25 protein-coding genes are annotated in these 21,078 nt (G+C 69.3%); 12 read left to right on the plus strand and 13 right to left on the minus strand.

From position 1 onward, the window contains the following. Positions 1-26: 26 nt before the first annotated feature. The gene (locus OG953_RS37580; RefSeq protein WP_405689977.1) at positions 27-662 is read right to left on the minus strand and encodes an NAD(P)-dependent oxidoreductase; all 636 of its coding nucleotides are present in this window, start codon (positions 660-662) and stop codon (positions 27-29) included. A gap of 101 nt (positions 663-763) precedes the next feature. Between OG953_RS37580 and OG953_RS37585 the strand changes: the two genes are divergently transcribed. Beyond that, positions 764-1,141, plus strand: coding sequence for a winged helix-turn-helix transcriptional regulator (locus OG953_RS37585; RefSeq protein ID WP_405689979.1), 378 nt, complete (start codon positions 764-766; stop codon positions 1,139-1,141). 90 nt (positions 1,142-1,231) lie between these two features. After that, positions 1,232-1,597, plus strand: a complete 366-nt coding sequence (locus OG953_RS37590; protein ID WP_405689981.1) for an ArsR/SmtB family transcription factor — start codon at positions 1,232-1,234, stop codon at positions 1,595-1,597. A gap of 2 nt (positions 1,598-1,599) precedes the next feature. Here the strand turns inward: OG953_RS37590 and OG953_RS37595 are convergent, their stop codons facing one another. Beyond that, on the minus strand, positions 1,600-3,018 hold the full coding sequence (locus tag OG953_RS37595; protein WP_405689983.1) for an FAD-dependent oxidoreductase: 1,419 nt from the start codon (positions 3,016-3,018) through the stop codon (positions 1,600-1,602). Between the two features lie 75 nt (positions 3,019-3,093). After that, the gene (locus OG953_RS37600) at positions 3,094-3,780 is read right to left on the minus strand and encodes a DUF305 domain-containing protein (protein ID WP_405689985.1); all 687 of its coding nucleotides are present in this window, start codon (positions 3,778-3,780) and stop codon (positions 3,094-3,096) included. A 158-nt stretch (positions 3,781-3,938) separates the two neighbouring features. Between OG953_RS37600 and OG953_RS37605 the strand changes: the two genes are divergently transcribed. Continuing rightward, positions 3,939-5,429, plus strand: a complete 1,491-nt coding sequence (locus OG953_RS37605; RefSeq protein WP_405689987.1) for an LVIVD repeat-containing protein — start codon at positions 3,939-3,941, stop codon at positions 5,427-5,429. A 108-nt stretch (positions 5,430-5,537) separates the two neighbouring features. Here the strand turns inward: OG953_RS37605 and OG953_RS37610 are convergent, their stop codons facing one another. The 7 genes from OG953_RS37610 to OG953_RS37640 all read right to left on the minus strand — a co-directional run bounded on the left by OG953_RS37610 (position 5,538) and on the right by OG953_RS37640 (position 11,103). Then, positions 5,538-5,717, minus strand: coding sequence for a hypothetical protein (locus OG953_RS37610; protein WP_405689989.1), 180 nt, complete (start codon positions 5,715-5,717; stop codon positions 5,538-5,540). A 69-nt stretch (positions 5,718-5,786) separates the two neighbouring features. After that, positions 5,787-6,488, minus strand: a complete 702-nt coding sequence (locus tag OG953_RS37615; protein ID WP_405689992.1) for an HAD family hydrolase — start codon at positions 6,486-6,488, stop codon at positions 5,787-5,789. A gap of 19 nt (positions 6,489-6,507) precedes the next feature. Next, positions 6,508-7,206 carry a phosphatase PAP2 family protein gene (locus tag OG953_RS37620; RefSeq protein ID WP_405689994.1) on the minus strand — a complete coding sequence of 233 codons (699 nt, stop codon included), beginning with the start codon at positions 7,204-7,206 and terminating at the stop codon, positions 6,508-6,510. 33 nt (positions 7,207-7,239) lie between these two features. Further along, complete coding sequence (locus OG953_RS37625) at positions 7,240-8,175, minus strand: M56 family metallopeptidase (protein ID WP_405689997.1); 936 nt, start codon at positions 8,173-8,175, stop codon at positions 7,240-7,242. 86 nt (positions 8,176-8,261) lie between these two features. Next, positions 8,262-8,852 carry a DUF5134 domain-containing protein gene (locus OG953_RS37630; RefSeq protein ID WP_405689999.1) on the minus strand — a complete coding sequence of 197 codons (591 nt, stop codon included), beginning with the start codon at positions 8,850-8,852 and terminating at the stop codon, positions 8,262-8,264. A 142-nt stretch (positions 8,853-8,994) separates the two neighbouring features. Then, positions 8,995-9,819, minus strand: a complete 825-nt coding sequence (locus OG953_RS37635; protein WP_405690001.1) for a phosphoenolpyruvate hydrolase family protein — start codon at positions 9,817-9,819, stop codon at positions 8,995-8,997. 30 nt (positions 9,820-9,849) lie between these two features. Then, positions 9,850-11,103: a Tm-1-like ATP-binding domain-containing protein gene (locus tag OG953_RS37640; RefSeq protein WP_405690004.1), complete on the minus strand. Its 1,254-nt coding sequence runs from the start codon at positions 11,101-11,103 to the stop codon at positions 9,850-9,852. Between the two features lie 105 nt (positions 11,104-11,208). On the opposite strand from OG953_RS37640, the gene OG953_RS37645 reads away from it, so the two are divergent. Then, positions 11,209-12,624, plus strand: coding sequence for a PLP-dependent aminotransferase family protein (locus tag OG953_RS37645; RefSeq protein WP_405690006.1), 1,416 nt, complete (start codon positions 11,209-11,211; stop codon positions 12,622-12,624). A 16-nt stretch (positions 12,625-12,640) separates the two neighbouring features. Here OG953_RS37645 and OG953_RS37650 read toward each other — a convergent pair whose 3' ends face one another. Beyond that, entirely contained in the window at positions 12,641-13,027 is a 387-nt protein-coding gene (locus OG953_RS37650) for a VOC family protein (RefSeq protein WP_405690008.1), read from the minus strand. Between the two features lie 78 nt (positions 13,028-13,105). Between OG953_RS37650 and OG953_RS37655 the strand changes: the two genes are divergently transcribed. After that, positions 13,106-13,657, plus strand: coding sequence for a GNAT family N-acetyltransferase (locus OG953_RS37655; RefSeq protein WP_405690010.1), 552 nt, complete (start codon positions 13,106-13,108; stop codon positions 13,655-13,657). 12 nt (positions 13,658-13,669) lie between these two features. Here OG953_RS37655 and OG953_RS37660 read toward each other — a convergent pair whose 3' ends face one another. After that, positions 13,670-14,320: a glycerophosphodiester phosphodiesterase gene (locus OG953_RS37660; protein WP_405692282.1), complete on the minus strand. Its 651-nt coding sequence runs from the start codon at positions 14,318-14,320 to the stop codon at positions 13,670-13,672. Between the two features lie 559 nt (positions 14,321-14,879). On the opposite strand from OG953_RS37660, the gene OG953_RS37665 reads away from it, so the two are divergent. The 5 genes from OG953_RS37665 to OG953_RS37685 all read left to right on the plus strand — a co-directional run bounded on the left by OG953_RS37665 (position 14,880) and on the right by OG953_RS37685 (position 18,977). After that, a complete protein-coding gene (locus OG953_RS37665) occupies positions 14,880-16,277 on the plus strand; it encodes a DUF6421 family protein (protein ID WP_405690012.1) in 1,398 nt (465 codons plus the stop codon). Between the two features lie 26 nt (positions 16,278-16,303). Next, positions 16,304-17,071 (plus strand): SDR family NAD(P)-dependent oxidoreductase, encoded by a 768-nt coding sequence (locus tag OG953_RS37670; RefSeq protein ID WP_093894808.1) that lies wholly within the window; start codon positions 16,304-16,306, stop codon positions 17,069-17,071. Then, the gene (locus OG953_RS37675) at positions 17,050-18,129 is read left to right on the plus strand and encodes a threonine aldolase family protein (protein ID WP_405690015.1); all 1,080 of its coding nucleotides are present in this window, start codon (positions 17,050-17,052) and stop codon (positions 18,127-18,129) included. The genes OG953_RS37670 and OG953_RS37675 overlap by 22 nt, the downstream gene beginning before the upstream one ends. A gap of 75 nt (positions 18,130-18,204) precedes the next feature. Then, entirely contained in the window at positions 18,205-18,804 is a 600-nt protein-coding gene (locus OG953_RS37680) for a transglutaminase domain-containing protein (protein WP_405690018.1), read from the plus strand. A gap of 26 nt (positions 18,805-18,830) precedes the next feature. Continuing rightward, complete coding sequence (locus OG953_RS37685) at positions 18,831-18,977, plus strand: hypothetical protein (RefSeq protein WP_405690021.1); 147 nt, start codon at positions 18,831-18,833, stop codon at positions 18,975-18,977. A gap of 29 nt (positions 18,978-19,006) precedes the next feature. On the opposite strand, the gene OG953_RS37690 is transcribed toward OG953_RS37685, so the two are convergent. Continuing rightward, entirely contained in the window at positions 19,007-19,729 is a 723-nt protein-coding gene (locus OG953_RS37690; RefSeq protein WP_405690023.1) for a lysophospholipid acyltransferase family protein, read from the minus strand. A 218-nt stretch (positions 19,730-19,947) separates the two neighbouring features. On the opposite strand from OG953_RS37690, the gene OG953_RS37695 reads away from it, so the two are divergent. Both OG953_RS37695 and OG953_RS37700 read left to right on the plus strand, forming a co-directional pair. Continuing rightward, positions 19,948-20,274 (plus strand): TlpA family protein disulfide reductase, encoded by a 327-nt coding sequence (locus OG953_RS37695; RefSeq protein WP_405690025.1) that lies wholly within the window; start codon positions 19,948-19,950, stop codon positions 20,272-20,274. A gap of 196 nt (positions 20,275-20,470) precedes the next feature. Beyond that, a complete protein-coding gene (locus tag OG953_RS37700; protein ID WP_093894813.1) occupies positions 20,471-20,977 on the plus strand; it encodes a flavin reductase family protein in 507 nt (168 codons plus the stop codon). Positions 20,978-21,078: the final 101 nt, after the last annotated feature.

A 21,078-nucleotide genomic window follows, 5' to 3' on the forward strand; every position in this document is an offset into this window, starting at 1 on the left:
CGGCCTGCTGCGGCCGGCCGGTTCGGTCATGCCTCCTTGACACCGATGTGCGTGCGGTGGTGACCAGGGGCGTCGATCTCGTCGAGCAGGGCGATGGCGAAGTCGCTGTAGGAAATACGGGCGGCAGCGTCGACGGTGGCCTTGGTGTAACGGCCGGAGCGCGTCCCCTCGTGGTCGAAGTTCCCGGCCGGACTGACGACCAGCCAGTCCAGCGCGGTGGCCGCGATACGCAGCACCGCCGTTCCGGCTGCGTGGCCGTGGCTGAAGGGACGGTGCTCCTGAGGGAAACCGGGGGTGTCCATCAGCGGGGTTCCGTCGGCGGTCTCCATGGTTGCCGACAGGCCGACGGAGATCAGCCGGGGCACACCGGCCCGCGTCAGCCCGTCGGTGAGAGCGCGGGCGGCAGCCGTGAAGAAGACATCGGGCAGGGCGCCCCTGTCGTGGACGGCCGAGATCGCGGCATCGTGCCCGGTCGCGAGGTCGGCAACAGCCCCGACTTCGGTGACGTCGCCGGCCACGAGCCGGATGCCGGGACCTTCGAGCTCTCGGTACTTGGCCGGTTCCCGTACGACCGCGGTGACATGATGCCCGCGGCGAAGGGCTTCGCCGACGGCTGCCCGTCCCGCGCTGCCACCTGCGCCGAAGATGATGATCCTGCTCATGTGCCTACCTCGCCTCGCGTCCTGGAATTTCTGTGCCGACGTGCTCGGGCAAGGTAGCCGGACCCGTGGTTACCTCCCGGGTACCTCGCTAATGTGGCTCTGTGACCAAGCCGCTGGATCCGGAGATGTTCGACCCGGTCTGTCCGTCCGGGCTGATGCCGATCCGCGTGGGGGACAAATGGGCCGGGATGATCGTCCAGTGCCTTGAGGGCGGCCCGCGACGTTTCTCCGAGCTACGGATCCCGCTGCGTACGATCACGCCGAAGGTCCTCACTCAGTCACTCCGGTCGCTGGAGCGTGACGGTTTCGTCGTCCGCACTGCCCGGGCCGGACCGGCACGGTACGTCCAGTACGAACTGACCTTGCTCGGCCGGAGTCTCCTTGAGCTGCTGGACACGGTGCGCGCCTGGGCGGAGCTCCACATGGAAGAGGTCATCGACGCCCGTGAAGCGGCATCGCGCGCCGATCGCGCCGGGTGATGCGCGGGCCGGCCCCGTCGTAGGGTGGATCTCAAACTACGATGAGTCTCGTATTATCGAGACCGGACCAAGCCAGGAAGTGGAGCCATCGTGACCCCAGCCGGCGCCGCTGCGGTCGGCGGCCGTTCGCTCGACCACCCCACGCGGAACGAGATCCGCATCGAGGCAGTGCTCCATGCACTCTCCGACCCGATGAGGCTGCGCGTGGTCCGCGAGCTGGCCGCCGCCGATGCCGAGCTCACCTGCTCCCGCTTCGACCTGCCGGTGTCCAAGTCGACGACCACGCACCACTTCCGGGTGTTGCGCGAGAGCGGGATCGTCCAGCAGATCTACCGCGGCACAGCCAAGATGAACGGGCTGCGCCGCGACGATCTGGAGGCGCTGTTCCCCGGGCTTCTGGACAGCATCCTCGACGCCGCGAACCGGCAGGTGCAGCGCATCGGCGAGGACCGATAGCCTCACGGTCCGCCCCGGTCGCCACCCTCCGCGGCGCTCAGCAGCCCTGCCCAGTCCGGGATCTTCACCGGCCCCCGGCCCAGTGACCGGCCCAGTGCCGCCTCCGCCCGCTCGATGGACAGCCAGCCGTCCCACTGCACCGGGCGCAGCCCCCACGCCCGCAGCGCGGCCACAGGATCGGGTGCCGACGGGCGCCCGGCGAGCAGCGTGGCGTCATCGAGCAACGATGTCACCGTCTCCTTCGCGCACGACCGGTTCGAACCGATCACCCCGGTCGGCCCCCGCTTGATCCACCCGGCGACATAGTCCCCGGGCGACGGCACCCCGTCCCGCAGCACCCGCCCCGCCAGATGCGGCACCGTCCCACGCGTCGGGTCGAACGGCAGGCCGGGCAGCGGCAGCCCGCGGTAGCCGACGGCCCGCAGCACGAGTTGGGCGTCGATGTCCTCGTACGTACCGGCGTCGCGCACGCCCCCGCTGCCGTCCGGCACGGTACGGGCGAACCGCACCCCGGCCACCCGCCCGTCCCGCTCCAGCAGTTCGACGGGGCGCAGAAAGAACCGCAGGTGGATCGTGCGCAGCGGGTCTCCCTCCGCGCCCGCACCTGTGGCGCCGGCTGCGGCCCATCCGCGCAGCACCTCGACATTGCGCCGCGCCGCCGCCGTCAGGGGCGGTGCGTTCGGTGGTGAGGACAGGGCCGCCGCCGACCGGGGGGACGGATCGGCGTACGCCGGGTCGAGGGCCAGCTCCGCCTCGTCCACCACCACCCGCGCCTGCGGCAGCGCGCCCAGCTCCCGCAGCTCCTTGGTGGTGAACCGGGCCTGGGAGGGGCCGCGCCTGCCCGCCATGTGGACCTCGCGCACCCGGCTTCCGGTCAGCGCGCCGAGCGCCCCGTGCGGTACGTCGGTGGGGCGCAGCTCCTCCGCACTCCGGGCGAGAATCCGCGCCACGTCCACCGCCACATTGCCGACCCCGATCACCACGACCGAACGGGCCTGCAGCGCAAAGCTGTTGGCGGCGGCGTCGGGGTGTGCGCTGTACCAGGAGACGAACTCGGTCGCGGAGCAACTGCCGGGCAGGTCCTCGCCGGGGACGGCGAGGCCACGGTCGGTCGCCGCCCCGACGCAGTACACGACCGCCTGGTAGAGCTCGCCGATCCGTTCGGACGGGATCCCGTCGCCGCCCACCTCGACATTGCCGAGGAAGGTGATCCGCTCGTGCTCCAGGACGGTCCGCAGACTGTTCTGCAGCGATTTGATCTTCTCGTGGTCGGGGGCGACGCCGTAGCGCACCAGGCCGTACGGGCAGGGGAGCCGGTCCAGCACATGGACCCGGACATCGGGCACTCGGTCCTGCTCGACCAGGGCCTGGGCGGTGTAGACCCCGCTGGGCCCGGAGCCGACGACGGCGACATGGAGCACGGCGCACCTCTTCCCGCAGGATGCCTCCAGCATGGCACCGGTGGCCGGGGCAGGGGAGAGGCGCGCCCGGTGGGGTCAGGACGACATCGCGCGCATTCTGTCGATCTCCACCGTCTGCTGGGCGACGACGTCCCCGGCCATCTCCTCGACCTGCACATTGTTCCCCTGCGAGAGCACCTCCGTCGCCATCGTGATCGCTCCCTGATGGTGGGTGATCATCAACTTCAGGAAGAGCTTGTCGAAGGCCGCGCCGTCCGCCGTCCGCAGCTGATCCAGCTGCGCCGGGGTCGCCATTCCGGGCATCGCCGAGTGATCGTGGCCGCTCTTGCGCTTCTCTCCGCCATTGTGTGTGAGCCATCCCTCCATGGCACCGATCTCTGGCTTCTGGCCTGCGGTGATTCGCTCGGCGAGCCGCTTGACCGCGGCGGAGTCGGAGCGGGTGGGGACGAGACCGGTCAACTCCAGTGCCTGGGCGTGGTGTTGGATCATCATCTGCACATATCGGAAGTCGGCCGAGTTGGGGGTGTCGTCCCCGGCGGCCTTCGCGGCCTCCTCGGCGGACAGGGTCCGCGCGGGCTCTCCCGGTTTCCCGGGCGCCACAACCGAAGGCCCCCCGCCCGTCTGCGCCTTCTTACGGTTGTCACCGCCTCCCTCATCGCATGCACCCAGGGTGAGAACGGCGGACATGACGGCCACGGCGAGAACAGATCTGCGTACACACATGGTCCGACGGCGGATCAACAAGTGGACCTCCATTGCCATATGGGGTGGTTGCGAACCGTCCTAACACGCTTCCGCACGACAGCGATCAGAAACTTTCATCACGTCTCTGTTGCCATCTGTTGGGATACCCGTGGGGAGGACGATACTGCCGGTGTCCGTGAACCGTTCAACTACGTACGGATGCATGGGAGGACGCAGTGATTTCGTTGCACACGAGCCCGGCGCGGCGCAGACGTCTGGGTGTGGCCGTGGCAGCGGCCGGGCTGCTGGCCACGCTGCTGACGGCCGGCCCTGCGGCCGCGACGCCCGACCCCGGTGATACGGCCACCGCCCGTACCGATGTCTCCGCCGCCCAGGAGGCCGAAGCCGCGGCCGCCATCAGCAGCGGCGAGATACCCGGCGTGGACGAGATCGTCCACAGCAGCAACATCACCCATCTGGCCAACGTCCCGAAGGACGCACTCAAGGGGCTGAACACGGACCTGGCCTTCCAGGGGAAGTACGCCTTCGCAGGAAACTACGACGGCTTCCGGATCTACGACATCAGCAATCCGAAGTCCCCGAAGACGGTCGCCCAGGTCCTCTGCCCCGGATCGCAGAACGACGTCTCGGTCTCGGGAAACCTGCTCTTCCTGTCCACCGACTCCTCGCGCAGCGACAACTCCTGCACCAGCACGACCCAGCCCGCCACGGAGAAGTCCTCCTGGGAGGGCATGAAGGTCTTCGACATCAGCGACAAGCGCAACCCGAAGTATGTCGCCGCTGTCGAGACCGCCTGTGGATCGCACACCCACACGCTGGTCCCCGATCGCAAGAACGTATACGTGTACGTCTCCTCGTACTCGCCGAGCGACACGTTCCCGGACTGCCGGCCGCCCCACGACGGGATCTCCGTCATCAAGGTGCCGCGCAACGCACCCGAGAAGGCCGCGGTCGTGAACTTCCCGGTGCTCTTCCCGGACGGTGGCAACCCGGGCGCCCCGACCAACCCGGGCGTCTCCAGGACGACCGGCTGCCACGACATCACCGTGCTGCCCTCGAAGGGCCTGGCAGCCGGTGCCTGCATGGGCGACGGTCTGCTGTTCTCCATCAAGGACCCGGAGAACCCGAGGATCATCGACCGGGTGCAGGACAACGTGAACTTCGCGTTCTGGCACTCCGCGACGTTCAACCAGAAGGCCGACAAGGTCGTCTTCACCGATGAACTCGGTGGCGGTGGCGCAGCCACCTGCAACGAGGAGATCGGCCCGAAGCGCGGCGCCGACGGCATCTACGACATCGTCGGCAGGGGAGACCACCGCAAGCTGGTCTTCCGCAGCTACTTCAAGATCGACCGTCCGCAGGCCGACACGGAGGTCTGTGTCGCCCACAACGGCTCGATCATCCCGGTCAAGGGCCGCGACCTGATGGTCCAGGCCTGGTACCAGGGCGGAGTCTCGGTGTGGGACTTCACCGACTCCTCGAAGCCGAAGGAGATCGGCTACTTCGAGCGCGGCCCCGTCAGCGCGGACGCGGTCACCACGGCCGGCCCCTGGTCGGCGTACTACTACAACGGCTACATCTACTCCAACGACATCGCCAAGGGCTTCGACGTCCTGAAGCTCGACGACCGGCGAACCGACCCGGCGAATCGGGTGCGGCTGGACGAGCTCAATGTTCAGACGCAGCCGGACTACTTCGACCGCTGATCCGGCCGGTTCATCCGATCAGCCGACACCACCCTGCTCCATCGTGCACCGAGCGCGTCCCGCCGGGCGGATCCCCCGCCCGGCGGGACGCCGCGATCGACGCCTGCGTCAGGCGGCCGTCCTGGCGCTCCCGCCGGTCGCCGCGGCCCATTCCACGAGCAGCAGCTGGTACTGCTCCTCGTCCTCCGGGGACAGGCAGCCGCCGGAGCGCTGCCACAGGTCACGAATCTCTTTGTTCACCACGGCGGCAGTACGCACGGAATCGGAGGAGCACGGAGAACGGGACATGCGTACAGGCTAAGGCCCCGATGTGACAATCCGACCCATTGGGCGTCAGGGACATCTCTCACATGTCTCTCAGGCAACGTCCGGCGTCAGTCCCAGCATCCGCAGCCCATCGGGTCGCTCCTCCACCGGAAGATGCTGCACAAAGCGCACGTCACAGCCCAACGCCGCCGCCCCGCCGTCCGCGCGCCGTTCGTCGCCGACCATCACCACATCGGTCGGATCCTGCCCTATAAGTGTGCAGGCCGTGTGGAAGAGCCGTGTGTCCGGCTTCTGGACGCCGTGCTCGTACGACAGAACGTAGGCGTCGATCAGGGCGTCCAGGCCGTGGGCCCGGAAGACCGGCCGCAGGTCCCAGCCGATGTTGCTGACCACACCGATACGGATGCCGCTGTCGCGCAGCGCACCGAGCACCTCCGCCGCGTCCGGGTAGGGCTGCCAAGCGGCAGGTGATCTGTGCCGCTCGTACAGCGCGTCGTACAGCCCCGCATCCGGCAGGGCCACCTGCCGGGCCAGTCCCGTGTACGCCTCCCGGTGGAGTTCCGCACTCTCGTCGCGGGTGGCCCACACGGAGGCGAGGCGGGCAGGAACGTGCTGGGGAGGCGGGCCGCCGGGCAACGCCCCGGCGGCCTCGAGCCCCCGCGCGTACCGCTCGAAATCGGCCGCTCTCACCGTCACCTCCCGCTCGGCGAGGACCGCACGCAACCAGGACCGGACCGATTCGATACGGAAGAGGGTCCCGGAGAAGTCGAAGAGCACACCCTTGATCTGCATGGACGCGATCCTTCCCGGTTCAGGAGCGCCGCGGCAAGGCCGGTCCGCTGCGCCCCTCGTACCCGGCGAACCCGGCGACGGAGAACCCGACCAGGGCCGCCCCCAGCAGCCAGCCGCCCAGGACATCGCTCATCCAGTGCACCCCCAGGTAGAGCCGGGTGACGCCCACCCCGACCACCGAGACGCATGCCGCCACCAGCGCCGCCCGCCACATCCGGGGTTCCGTACCGTGCCGTCGCAGCAGCCAGAGCAGCAGACCGCAGGTCACCATCGCCGTCATCGCGTGACCGGAGGGGAACGCCGCGTAGTGGGCGGAATCCACTGGGTCCGGCCACTGTGGCCGCTCCCGGCCGACCGCGGACTTCAGTCCCTGCTGCAGGAGAGTCGACAGCGCGCTCGTCGCTGCCACCCACACCGCGAGCGCCCGTGCCCCGCGCCACCACAGCACCACCACGGCCACCGCGATCAGGGCGCGCATGGTCCATGGATCCCACACCCAGTCGGTCAGGATCCGGTTCACGTGGACGAGCCCGGGTTCGGTGACCGCCCTTCGGTGCAGGGCGACCGCGATCGTACGGTCCAGCGTCATGAGCGGCGACCAGCGCACGGCGACCAGGATCAGCAGGACCAGGGCGGCAGACGCGCATACCACGGCTGTGCCGAAAGGTGTGACGCCGGAACGGGTGCGGGCCGGTGGGGCGAGCGGCGGGGATGGCATGGGGTGATCTTCGCGGATGATCCGCACACTCAGCTATCCCAGTGCGCTGAGTCCCGGAATGAATGCCACCAGAAGCGGAACCACCGGCACCAGGGCGGCCGCCGCGGTCAGCCGGAGCCGACGGCCCGCGGTGAGCCGCTCCACGGGGGTCAGCAGCCGGTTCACCCGCAGCGGCAGCTGAGCGTCCGGCGCCGGGCACGGGCCGAACACGCCACGGTCCTCGTTGAGTTCCACCAGGGCCAGGGCGATCGTCAGCCTTCCGAAGCGCCTGGATGCCACATCGTCCGCGGCCAGTTCGACCAGCCGGTGCATCTCGTCGCGGAAGGCCGCGAACACCGGCACCTGCGGGAACCCGATCGCGAGTGCGCCGGAACAGTGCAGCAGCCAGTCGTGCCGGGCCCTCGCGTGTCCCTGCTCATGGGCCAGCACCGCATCAAGCTGACGGCCCTTCAGGCGGCCAAGCGCTCCCGTGGTGATGACCAGTTGAGGCGCAGCGCCCGGCAGCCACCAGGCATCCGGACGCTCTCCCTCCAGCACGACGAGCCGACCGCTGCCGGGCTCCTCGCCGGGCATCAGCGGGGAACGCACCAGCAATTCGGCGCGCCGTCGCCTGCGACGCGTCTGGGCTCGGTGGATCTCCCGGGTCAGCATCGCCGCGGTCCACACCCCTCCGAGCGCCAGCAGCACGGCCATGGCCGCAGACCACCGCCCGTGCCCGCCCAGTGCATACGCCTCCACCACGGCACGCGGCGCCGGCGCGAACACATGGCTGCGCACCGCCTGCCAGGCCGCGGCCGCACTGAACGTCATGGAGAGCGCGAAGGAGAGCAGCACCCCGGCCACCACGCACTGCCAGACCCACAGCGCAACGACGGGCTCACGCTCCGGCCAATCCGCCCGCGCCATCAGACGTGGGGTCACGACGGCGGCCAGTGCACCGAGCAGCAGCAGCGCGAGGGAGACCAACATGGCGTCAGCCTATGAGCGCTGGGGCAGCCACGGGTATGGCTGTGCACAGCAAGTGACGCACACCACGGTTTGGCCTGCCCCCTGTCTCACAGAGTGAGCAGCATCGCGAACATGGCTATCCCCATCGTCAGCCGACAGGCGAGAGCCAGCTCGGGCCATGCACCCCAGCCACCCCCGACCGGCCCACCGCCGCCCCCCGCCGTGGTGGCCACCGGTATCAACCGGGCTCCCGAACGCAGCACATACACCGCGTAGTAAGCCAGCAGCAGTCCGGTCAGCAGAGGTATGCCCCCGGCCGTCACCGCGACATCATGGCCCGTCTGTCCGCCGTGCTCGCCGTGCGCCCCTCCACCGCCCGGTGCCATCGCCAGCGCCATGTAGACCATCGCCGACGACCCGACCAGATGGTGCAGATGGTGCGTGCTGCGCCGGGAGAACCACAGCGCGCGCAACGAGGCCGCGCCGAACAGCACCGCGTACACCGCCCACCCCCACACAGGTGGTGTCACGACGGCGGCCGGCACGGCCATGGCGGCCATGCCGAAGCCCATCAACGCCTCCGCACGTGCCGTCCTGCGCCCCTCCCCGGTCTCTCTGCGCGTGCGCAGCAGGCAGTACGCGCCCGTCACCCCGCACAACGCCATCAGCAGCCAGCCGGACATCGCCGGTCCGTGCACAGCGCACCTCCCCCTGGACGTACGACGTCGGTCCCTCTTAGTCGATGCCCGGGCCCGGGCCGTCGTACGCGGCGCACTGAGGTACACGGGGAGCGCGCGAAGGGGGTGTTCCCTGCCGCGCCGTGTGCTCCCGCCGGCTGGGTCAGCCGAGCGTGAGGGCCTTGAAGGCGCGTGCCTGGTCGGTGATGGCGCGCTCGGTGGGGAGCCGTTCCATGGACGAGGCACCGAAGAAACCGGCGATTCCGGAGGTGTGGTCCAGGACGTAGCGGGCGTCCTCGGGTTCGGCGATCGGCCCGCCGTGGCAGAGCACGATGATGTCGGGATTGACGCGCTTGGCCGCGTCGTGCATGTCCTGCACGGCGGTGGCGGCCTGATCGAGGGTGAGCGCGGTGGAGGCGCCGATGGACCCCTTGGTGGTCAGCCCGACATGCGGTACGAGAACGTCCGCGCCGGCCCGCGCCATCTCGGCGGCCTGCTCGGGGTCGAAGACGTAGGGAGCGGTGAGCAGATCGCGCTCGTGTGCCTGGCGGATCATGTCGATCTCCAGACCGAAGCCCATGCCGGTCTCCTCCAGGTTCTCGCGGAACTTGCCGTCGTACAGACCGACCGTGGGGAAATTCTGTACGCCGGTGAAGCCGATGGCCTTCAGCTGGTCGAGGAAGTTGCCCATGATCCGGAACGGGTCGGTGCCGCACACTCCGGCGAGTACGGGGACGTCCCGGACCACGGGGAGGACCTCACCGGCCATGTCCAGCACGATGGCGTTGGCGTCGCCGTAGGGCAGCAGGCCCGCCAGCGAGCCCCGGCCGGCCATCCGGTAGCGACCGGAGTTGTAGATGATCAGCAGGTCGACGCCGCCGGCCTCCGCGCACTTGGCGGACAGGCCGGTGCCTGCGCCCGCACCGATGACGGCCTTGCCGGCCCTGACCTGGTCGGTCAGGCGTGCCAGGGCTTGGTTGCGGTTCACGGATGAGCTCCTGTTTGGTCGGTGTGTGACTCAGACGTTCGCGTGGATACGGCCATGAGCGGTGATCAGCTGGTGGAGGTGGTCGGCGGCGGCCACGGCGAAGGACGGGTCGTTCAGATGCGCGTCGATCTCGCGCAGTTCGACAGCGCTGCCCTTCAGCGCCGCGCGCAGGGACGCCAGTCCGGCCGCGTCGGCTTCCGGGTCGTGGAAGGGACCGTTCGGGGCGTCCACGGCGGAGAGGCCGCCCAGCGGCCAGAAGACCGCTGCCGGGCCGTGTGCCGAGGCCAGCTTCCGTCCCATGAGGGTGCCGAGTTCCGCCATCTCGTCGGCCGTGGTGCGCATCAGGGTGACGGTGGGGTTGTGCACGAGGAGACGGCGTTCGGCGAACCGTTCCGGAACGGTCTCCCCGGCGCCGAAGTTGACCATGTCCAGCGCGCCCGGGGCCACGACCTGGGCGAGGCCTGCCCGGCCTGCCGCAGTGAGCCGGTCGGACCCGGCGCTCAGCACCCCGCCGACCAGCTCGTCCGCGAGTTCGGTGGTGGTCAGGTCCAGCACACCGGCGAGGAACCCGCCGACGGCGAGTTTCTCCAGGGCCCGTCCGCCCGCCCCTGTGGCGTGGAAGACCAGGACCTCGTAACCCAGCTCGTCCAGACGCTGCCGGGCGGCGTCGACCGCGGGCGTGGTGACGCCGAACATGCTGGCACCGATCAACGGCCGCCCATGGGGCCGCGGATGGTTCACGCTCTGCTCGTGGTGAGCGGCCATGCCGGCGGCCGCGGCCACCGCGTTCCCCAGGATCCGGGACGACACGGAGTTGATTCCCGCGACATCGACCACGCTGTACATCATGGTGATGTCGCTGCTGCCCACATAAGGCGACACATCCCCGCTGGCCATGGTGGACACCAGCAGCTTCGGAACGCCGACGGGCAGCGCCCGCATGGCACGGGCGGCGATGAACGACCCTCCGCTGCCGGCCACCGCCAGGACCGCGTGCAGCCGGCCCTCCCGGTGCAGATCGCCGACGACCAGTTCGACGCCTTCGGCCATGGCGGCCACTGCCGCGCCGCGGTCCCCGGCGCCGCGCAGCGCCCCCAGATCGTGCCCGGCGCGGTGTGCGACGGCGGTGGCGTCGATGTCAGCCGTGGGGGTGCCCGCAGGCGGCGGCAACACCCCGGCGTCGACGAGCACGACATCGCATCCCGATTCGCGCAGCCGCGCCGAGAGCCATGCGTACTCCGCCCCCTTGGTGTCCAGTGTCCCGACGAGCACCACGGTCGCCATGTTCCTGCTCCTTTGCAACGGCGTTCTCCCGATCATGTGCGAGGCGTCCAAGGGCGGCAAAGACCACTTGACGGCAATTGGCCTGCGGCGGGAGATGATGGGTGCATGGACCGGATTCCTCCCACCCGCCTGTCGCGTCTGCTGACCGGATGGTCCAAGGACGGCACGGGCGCGATGCCGCAGCTGCTGGCTCAGGCGCTGCGCGAGCTGGCGCAGCGCGGAGATGTCGCTCCCGGCACGGTGCTGCCCTCGCAGCGTGCTCTCGCTGCGGTGATCGGTGTCAGCCGCAGTACGGTGACGGCCGCGTACGGGCTGCTGGAAGCGGAAGGGTGGCTGGAGAGCCGACAGGGCAGCGGCTCCCGGCTGCGGGGTTCCGGGGCGATGGGCGAGCCCGCGACCGAGGGGAGGCTGGCCAGTTTCGGAACACGGGGCGGGGGCATCGACCTGTCCAGCGGCGCGCTGGACGGCCTGCCCGCGGTCGCGGCGGCGCTCAGCTCGTTGTCCGCCCGGGACCTCGGCTCCGCGCTGGCCGGTGACGGATACCGGCCGTACGGGCTGCCCGAGCTGCGTGAGGGGATCGCCCATTACCACCGCTCGGCGGGCCTGCCGACCTCGCCGGAGCAGATCCTGGTGACCGCCGGATCCCAGCAGGCCGTCTGGCTGATCGCCCAGGGGCTGGTCGAGCCCGGTGACACCGTGGTCGTGGAGGACCCGACCTACCGCGGCGCTCTCGAAGCACTGCGGGCCCGCGGCGCCCGTCTGGTCCCGCTGCCCGCGGACACCGCCCATGGCGACAGTGCCGCCGCGCTGGCACGGCTGGGGGGCCGCATCCGCCCACGTCTTGTCTATCTGCAGCCTTCCGTCCACAATCCCACCGGACGCAGCATGGATGAGCGCACCCGCCGTGCCTGGGCCGCCGTGCTGGCCGAACAGGGCCTGTACGCCGTGGAGGACAACGCCTACGCGGAACTGTCCCTGCACCACGATGCCGCACCGGTCTCTCTCGCCGCCCAGCTGCCGCCCGCAGCCACCGCAACCATCGGCACCTTCTCAAAGCTCTTCTGGGGCGGCCTCCGACTGGGCTGGATACGCGCCTCAACCACTGTCATCCGCCGCCTGGCCGACATCAAGAAGTCCGTCGACCTGTCATGCCCGGTGGTGGAGCAGTTGCTGGCCGTTGAGCTGCTTCAGCAACTGCCCGAGGCCCGCGCCCGACGCCGCTCCCGGCTGCGTGCACGCCTGACGGAGACCGAACGGCTCCTGCGCGAGCAGACCGGCTGGCGATGGGACCGGCCCGCGGGTGGCTCCGCTCTCTGGGTGGAGATCCCCGGCGCCGACACCGAGGCCACCGCCCAGCTGGCCCGCCGCGCGGGCGTACTGATCATTCCCGGCCCCGCGTTCTCCGCCGTGGACGGCTTCCGCCACCACCTGCGCCTCCCGTTCGCGGACCACGACGGCAGCCTGGAGAAGGCCCTGCCCGTGCTCGTCGACTGCGCGGAGAGAAGCCGCGCCGCGCACTGACGGCGCACCGGCACTTCTACGGGCGGTAGCGCAGTGGATGGTCCTCCGGTACTTCCACCACGACGATCCTGTGCCCGTCCGGATCGCGGATCCACATCTCGACGAGCCCCCACGGCTCGCGCACCGGCGGCCGCAGCACCTCGACGCCACGGGCCGACACCTCCTCGTGCGCCGCCCGGACGTTCGCGACCTGCAGCCACAGTTCGAGGCCGGGCACCGGCGGTGCGGTGGCGCGTCCGGAGACCTCCAGGAAGCCGCCGCCGAGGAAATAGACCGTGCCTCGCTCGGGGCCGGTGCCGAACTCCCGGTAGACGGGCAGCCCGAGGGACTGGCCGTAGAAGATTCGTGACCGCTCGGGATCGGCCGGACGCAACAGGATCCGGCTGCTCAGCACATGAACCATGCGCCAGACTCTAGGTCCGGAACACGCGGGTTACGCTGCTTCGGCACGGCCACAGCAGAGAAACGGAGAGGCACCACCATGGACATAGCCCCTGCCGAGGACTCGGGACAGCTGACCTTCCGAGACGCGGCCGACGCCGATGTGCCCGCACTCGTGACGCTGATCGAGTCGGCGTACCGCGGGGACTCCAGCCGGGCCGGATGGACCACCGAGGCGGACATCCTGCAGGGGCAGCGGACCGACCCGGACGGCGTCCGCGAGGTCGTCGAGGCGCCCGGCAGTCGACTGCTCGTGGTGGAGCGCGACGGTGCGCTCATCGCCTGCTGCCAGCTGGAACACCGCGGTGAGGCCGCCTACTTCGGGATGTTCGCGGTCCGTCCCGAGCTGCAGGGAGCCGGTCTCGGCAAGGTGATCATCGCCGAGGCCGAGCGCACCGTCCGGAAGAGCTGGGGGGTGACCGAGATGCACATGACCGTGATCTCGGTGCGCGAGGAGCTGATCGCCTGGTACCAGCGCCGCGGCTACCGCCGTACGGGAAAGCTCAGCCCGTTCCCGTACGGCGACGATCGCTTCGGCGTCCCGCAACGCGACGATCTCGCGTTCGAGTTGCTGATCAAGGACCTGGTCTGACCGGGCCGGTCGTCAAGCGGTGAAGCGGCCGGCGCGGCGGATTTCGGGGTAGTCGGTGGTCGCGCCGTCGAGCCGCAGGGCGCGTACCAGCCGCAGATGGTCCTGGGTGTTCACCACCCAGCCGATGACCTTCAGCCCTTCGGCGTGCGCCTGCTCGACCACCTCCAGGGTGAGGCGGCGGATGTTCAGCGCCAGCGTCGCCGCACCCACCGCCTTCGCCCGGTCCACCACATCGCTGCGCCAGCGGCTCGCGATGAGCACGGTCCTTACTCCCGGCACCAGTTGGGCGATCTCGGCGACCGCCTCGTCGTGGAACGACGACACCTCGACCCGGTCGACGAGACGGCGTCGCAGTATCACTTCGGCCAGGGCGCGGGCCGCGGCCACATCCTTGATCTCGGCCTGCACCGGGGACCGTACGGCGTCGAGTACCTCCTCGAAGACCGGTACCCGCTCGCCCTGCCCGGCATCGAGTTCGCGCAGCTCGGACAGGGTCTTCTCGGCGATAGGACCGCTGCCGTCCGTCGTACGGTCCACATCGGCGTCGTGCATGACGGCCAGCGCGCCGTCCTTGCTCAGATGAAGGTCCAGTTCGATGGCGTCCATGCCGGCCTGCTCCGCATGGACGAACGACCGCAGGGTGTTCTCCGGCTCGACACCCATCACTCCGCGATGACCGATGGTGAGAAAAGACAAGGCAACTCGCTTCCGTCGACGGCGTCTTCCCGCGTGCGGCTCCTACCCACGAGGCACTACGGCATTACGGCAATTCGGCAGCCTAATGGCCCACCCCCGAGAGAGAGCCGCTCGGACGAGGGGGAGTGGCGCCGTGTCCTTGGACGTCGGCGGCACCGAGCAGGAACCCGGTGATGACGGCTGCGACAAGAACGGCACGGATACTCACGCGGCGCATCTCCAGAGGTGGCGCGATGGGCGGATGTCGTCGTCCGTCCTACCGGCAGACGGCCGTGCCGGGCGAGCTGTGTCACTCATGCGTGGGCGCGCCCTGCACGGCCTGACCGCTCATGTGTGCGAGGCCGGCGGAAGCGGAGCCTCCACAATGGGTCCGGTCGACGGAAGCGTTCGCGGGGAAGGTTCTGGGCAGGAAGAATCGCGGTGACCATAGGGGGTCGGCAGGATAATCTTCTGGGGCCCACTTGTCCGAAGGAACCGTGGATGGATACGGTTGCTTGACGCGAGGTTCTCCTGTGGAGGAAGTGTTATGACGGAAATTCTTGTGCACGACGTTGCCGCAGGTGACATACCTACGGACCAGCGGGTGGTCGATCACCCCGCCTGGCCCGCGCTCAAGAATGCCGTGGAGGAGATCCGCCCCTGGCAGTCGAAGGACGGTTCCATCGACTTCGACGCCGAGGGCGCGCCGTCCCGGGCGGCTGCCCGGGCGACGCTGGATCGCGTGATCGCCGCGGTCGAGGAGCTCTCCCCGCTGCTTCCGCACGACGACGCCTACCATCGCGCCCTTGTCATGGATCTGCGTCGCTGGGCCACGGACGGCTTCGGCGTGCCGGACTTCCTCGACTCGCTGCTCGCCTTCCAGCCGGCCAAGGACCGCACCGACGGGCTCCAGCACCTGGTCGTCTTCGCGATGTACACACAGAACGGCAACCCGGACCGCAACCTCGAAGCGGTCGTGCTGCGAATGGTCTGGCCCGAGTGGCTGGCCGAGCTCGAAGCCACCCGCTACGACAACCCGTTGTTCTGCGGCATCACCTTCGAGGGCTTCACCTCGGGATACGACACCAACTCCGCGGTGCTCTTCCCGGAGACCGTCGCCGTGCGCGAGGCCCCCGAGCGCTTCAGCTGGGGCGGAATCTTCTGCGACCGCGAGGCCGCCCGCTTCCGCCGGGTCACCGAGGCGTCGGTCGATCTGCTCGGCGTCGAGCTGCCCGACGACATCCGCGAGATGGTCGGTGACCAGCAGCGCTGCGAGCAGGCCTTCGTGCTCTGGGACATGGTCCACGACCGGACGCACAGCCACGGCGACCTGCCGTTCGACCCCTTCATGATCAAGCAGCGCCAGCCGTTCTGGATGTACGGGCTCGAAGAGCTGCGCTGCGACCTCACCGCCTTCAAGGAGGCCGTGAAGCTGGAGGCCGACGGCTTCCCGCAGGGCCGCGATGTGCAGTACGCCGTGCTGTTCGACCGGATGTTCCGCTTCCCCGTCACCGGCGAGCGCGTCCGCAACTACGACGGCCTCGGCGGCCAGCTGCTCTTCGCCTACCTCCACAAGCACGATGTGATCCGCTGGACCGACAACACGCTGAGGATCGACTGGGACCGTGCCCCGCAGGTCACCAACCAGCTCTGCGTCGAGATCGAGACGCTCTACCGCGACGGCATCGACCGCCCCAAGCTCGTCCACTGGTTCGCCGCGTACGACTTGGTCTCGACCTACCTCGCCCCGCACCCGGGCTCCCGCTGGGCCAAGGGCCCGGACGCGCTGGATCTTTCCCAGCCGCCGCGGAAGCTCGTCGACGACGTGCTTCCGGACGAGTTTCCCCTGAGCATGTTCTATGAGGCGCTCTCCAAGAAGCTGAAGAACGTGATCGCCTCGACCAAGGGGATCACCGCCGCGGATGCCGAGCAGGCAGCCGCGTGAGCGCCGGGCTTAAGGAGGCGGTGGCCATGAACGGAAACGGCAAGGGCAACGGGAGCGGTGCTCTCGAAGGCGCCGTGGTCGCGGTCGCCGGGGCCGCGGGCCCGGCCGGCCGGGCCACCCTGCTGAGGCTCGCCGAGGCCGGTGCGACCGTCGTCGCCTCCGACGCCGATGCCACCCGCCTGGCCGAGGCGGTCGACGCCGCCCGCTACGCCCACGGCGGCGCCACGGTCACCGGTGACACCGTCGATCTGCTGGACCTCGCTGCCGCCCGCGAATGGGCGGACAAGACGGAGAAGGAATTCGGCCGGATCGACGGCCTGGTCCACCTCGTCGGCGGCTGGCGCGGCAGCGCCACCTTCGCCGAGACCGACCTCGCCGACTGGAACCTGCTGGAGAAGTTGCTGATCCGCACGGTCCAGCACACCTCGCTGGCCTTCCAGGAGGGTCTGCAGCGCAGCGACCGGGGTCGCTATGTGCTGATCAGCGCGGCCGGGGCGAGCAAGCCCACCGCGGGAAACGCAGCCTATGCCGCGTCGAAGGCGGCGGCCGAGGCCTGGACGCTTGCGCTCGCGGACTCCTTCCGCAAAGCGGGGGGCGACGAAGGGCCGAGGACCGCGGCTGCGATCCTGATCGTCAAGGCACTGGTGCACGACGCGATGCGCGCCGAGCGCCCCAATGCGAAATTCGCGGGCTTCACCGACGTCAAGGAGCTGGCCGATGCCATCGCCGGCGTCTGGGACCGGCCCGCCCCGGAAGTGAACGGAAAGCGCCTGTGGCTGACCCCACAACCGTAAGGACCGACGCGCGACGCCACCACGACCCGCAGATACGCGGCTTCGCCAGTGACAACTACGCCGGTACGCACCCGGAGATCCTCGCGGCCATCGCCCTTGCCAACGGCGGTCACCAGATCGCCTACGGCGAGGACGACTACACCGAGCATCTCCAGCGCGTCATGCACAGTCACTTCGGCCCGACCGCCGAAGCCTTTCCGGTCTTCAACGGAACCGGCGCCAACGTCGTCTCCCTCCAGGCGATGACCGACCGCTGGGGCGCGGTGATCTGCGCCGAGTCGGCCCACATCAACGTCGACGAGGGCGGCGCCCCGGAGCGGGTGGGCGGCCTCAAGCTGCTCACCGTGCCCACCCCGGACGGCAAGCTCACGCCCGAGCTCATCGACCGGCAGGCGTACGGCTGGGACGACGAGCACCGCGCCATGCCACAGGTCGTGTCGATCACCCAGAACACCGAACTGGGCACGGTCTACACACCCGACGAGATCCGCGCCATCTGCGACCACGCCCACGGCCACGGCATGAAGGTCCACCTGGACGGGGCCCGGATAGCCAACGCTGCGGCGTCGCTGGACGTACCGATGCGTACGTTCACCAACACCGTCGGCGTCGACGTCCTCTCCTTCGGTGGCACGAAGAACGGGGCGATCTTCGGCGAGGCCGTGGTCGTCCTGAACCCGGACGCCGTTCGTGCCATGAAGCACCTGCGCAAGCTGTCGATGCAGCTCGCCTCGAAGATGCGCTTCGTCTCCGTACAGCTGGAGGCACTGCTCGCCGGAAACCTCTGGCTGCGCAACGCCCGGCACGCCAACGCCATGGCCCAGCGGCTCGCGGAGGGCGTGCGTGCGCTGGACGGCGTGGAGATCCTCCACCCCGTCCAGGCCAATGCCGTCTTCGCCCGGCTGCCGCATGAGGTGAGCGAGCGACTGCAGAAGCGCTTCCGCTTCTACTTCTGGGACGAGGCCGCCGGCGATGTGCGCTGGATGTGCTCCTTCGACACCACGGAGGACGATGTCGACGCATTCGTCCTTGCCCTGAAGGAAGAGATGGCGAAGTAGCCATAGCTGAATAGGTATGCGGTCGACCGGAAAGTCATTGACACTCGGTCGGCCGTTTACCTACGCTCGGTGGTCATGGAGCTGATCCAGCAAGTACCGGAACTTTCCGCCTATCTGGCCGCCGATGAGGCCATCGATCACGAGCATCCGCTGGTACGGGATACGGTCGCCGATCTCCGCAGCAATACCACCGACGCATACACATACGCGGCCGCCGCCTACGCTTTCGTGCGTGACGCCATTCCGCACTCCGCCGATTCGGGCGACATGCGGGTCGCCTGGCGCGCCTCCGACGTCCTCGCGACGCGCAACGGTATCTGCCACTCCAAGTCCCACGCTCTGGCCGCCCTCCTCCGTGCGGCGGGTATCCCGACCGCCCTCTGCTACCAGGGGCTCGGCGAGCGGAACGCGGATCCGGGCCCCGTGCACGGGCTGATCGCGGTTCGGTTGCCCGGTCGCGACCGCTGGGACCGTCAGGACCCCCGGGGTAACAAGCCGGACGTCGACGCACACTTCTCGCTCGACGAGGAGCGGCTGGCATGGCCCGTCCGCCCGGAGTTCAATGAAGTGGACTATCCAGTGCTCTATGCGGCACCGCATCCGGCGGTACTGCGCGGCCTCCGGTCCGCCGAGGACCGCCCGCAGCTGTGGCGCACTCTCCCCACAGCGCTCTGAGTTCCCGTCCCGAGGCAAGGCAGCCGATGCCCCCGACGTTCACCGTCTCCGACGACGCACGCACCCTCGCGCCCATGACGATCGACGAACTCGAAGCCGCAGGCGCCGAGCTCGCCGAACGGCTGGAGAAGCTGAGCCCCGGGGCGCGGATCACCGTCGGCACCCCGGAGTGATATTTCGGTCGTGGCCGTGAGCCGGCCGCTCAGCTCTTCTCGCGCACCTCGGCGGGCGTCGGAGCCGTACCGCCGAGGTGCGAGGGCACCCACCAGGTGTCGCTCGCGTCCTTCGGACGCACGGGATAGGCGCGCTGAGCCGCTTCGAGGAGCTCCTGGGCCCGCTCCCGCAGCCGCCGGGTGATCGCGCCCGCGTACTGGTCGGCGGGTGCCTCCACCGGCTCGCCGACCCGGATCGTCACCGGAATGTGGTGGCGCTTGAAATTGCGCGGCCGGCCCTTGGTCCACAAACGCTGCGTCCCCCACAGCGCCATCGGGATCAGCGGCACGCCGGCCTCCTGGGCCAGCCGGGCGGCGCCGGACTTGAAGCTCTTCAGCGTGAACGACTCCGAGATCGTGGCCTCGGGGAACACGCCGACGATCTCGCCGGAACGCAGCGAGGCAAGGGCGTGCGCATATGCGTCCTCGCCCTGCTTGCGGTCGACGGGGATGTGCTTCATTCCGCGCATCAGCGGGCCCGAGACCTTGTGCCGGAAGACCGATTCCTTCGCCATGAAGCGGACAAGACGCTTCTGCGGCAGCGCCGCGAGCCCGGTGAAGATGAAGTCCAGATAGCTGATGTGGTTGCTGACCAGTACCGCGCCACCGGTCTTCGGGATGTGCTCGGAACCCTGAGTGTCGATCTTCAGGTCAAGCGCCTTGAAAAGCGTACGTGCGGCGCCGACGACCGGCCGATAGACGAGTTCTGCCATCTGGGGAAGACCCTTCTTCAGCGCCTGAGGAGGGTTCTCCCGGCGGAAGTTACGCAGCCGTAGGTTTGCGGCATTGCGCCGATCGTGCCCCATGCGCGACGCGGTGGCCAGTCTCCGAGGGCGTGGGCCGCGAGATTCTCGTCACGTGGAACCGCCGGGAATGTCTTGGTACCCGTTGGCGCTGACCTCTTGCGAAGAGTTCTGACAGGAGGCCGAAGGTGGACGGGCAGACACACGCGGGAACGCTGGACGCGGCCCAACTCGGCGCGGAATTGGGGGAGCGGGCAACCCTTGTACAGTTCTCCAGTGCGTTCTGTCAGCCCTGCAGGGCCACCCGCCGCACTCTCGTCGAGGTGGCGCGAATGGTGGACGGCGTCGCCCATGTCGAGATCGATGCCGAGGCGCATCTCACTCTCGTGCGCGAGCTGGGGATCAGCCGGACGCCGACCGTACTGATCCTCGACGCCGTTGGCCGGATCGTCCGCCGGGCCGTCGGGCAGCCGCGCACCGTCGAGGTCGTCGCCGCATTGGGACACGCGATGTGACGCACCGTGACACATCTCCCACATTGCGGAACGCTCTTGACTACCCCCACCACGCATCGTCACTCTGACGCTATGCCGCCAAAACTCCTTCTCTACGGCCGGGTCCATGTGGATCTCGCCCGCAACGCGAGTGCGCGCTGCCCGGGTGCCTGAGCAACCACGGCCCCGTACGCCTCCCCCGCAGAAGGACACCTCCATGACGGCTTCGCCCGAGCTCGGCACCTCCCGCACGGCATCCCCCGAACTCCTCCGCTCGGTGTTCCGGCAGCACGCCGCCGGTGTGGCAGTGATCACCGCCGCAGGTGACCGGCCGGTCGGCTTCACCGCAACCTCTCTCAACTCCGTCGCCGCCGAGCCGCCGCTGATCTCCTTCGGTGTGGGGACCTCGTCCTCCAGTTGGCCGGTCGTGGCCGAGGCCGAACACATCGGCGTCCACATACTCGGTGAGCACCAGCAGGAGCTGGCCGCCACCTTTGCCCGCAGCGGCGCCGACCGGTTCGGCCCGTCCACCTATTGGCGCAGTGGGCCCGAAGGTGTGCCGGTGCTCGATGGTGTGCTGGCGTGGCTGGTCTGCCGCGTGGTGGCCCGGGTTCCGGCGGGGGACCACCGGATCGTGATCGCGGAGGCCGTGGTCGGCGACCCGGCCGGAGGTGGTCGCCCGCTGCTGTATCACCAGGGCCGTTTCACCGCTCTGCGGGACTGAGAACTCCCAAGTGGCACAAGGGCGCCGCACGTTGGCCAGATCACAGTTCCAAGCGCTTGCTCATGGGTGAAACACTGGGTGTACTGACTAGTAATATTTCC

It is taken from the genome of Streptomyces sp. NBC_00057 (genome assembly GCF_045041165.1).
In the GTDB taxonomy this organism is placed as follows: domain Bacteria; phylum Actinomycetota; class Actinomycetes; order Streptomycetales; family Streptomycetaceae; genus Streptomyces.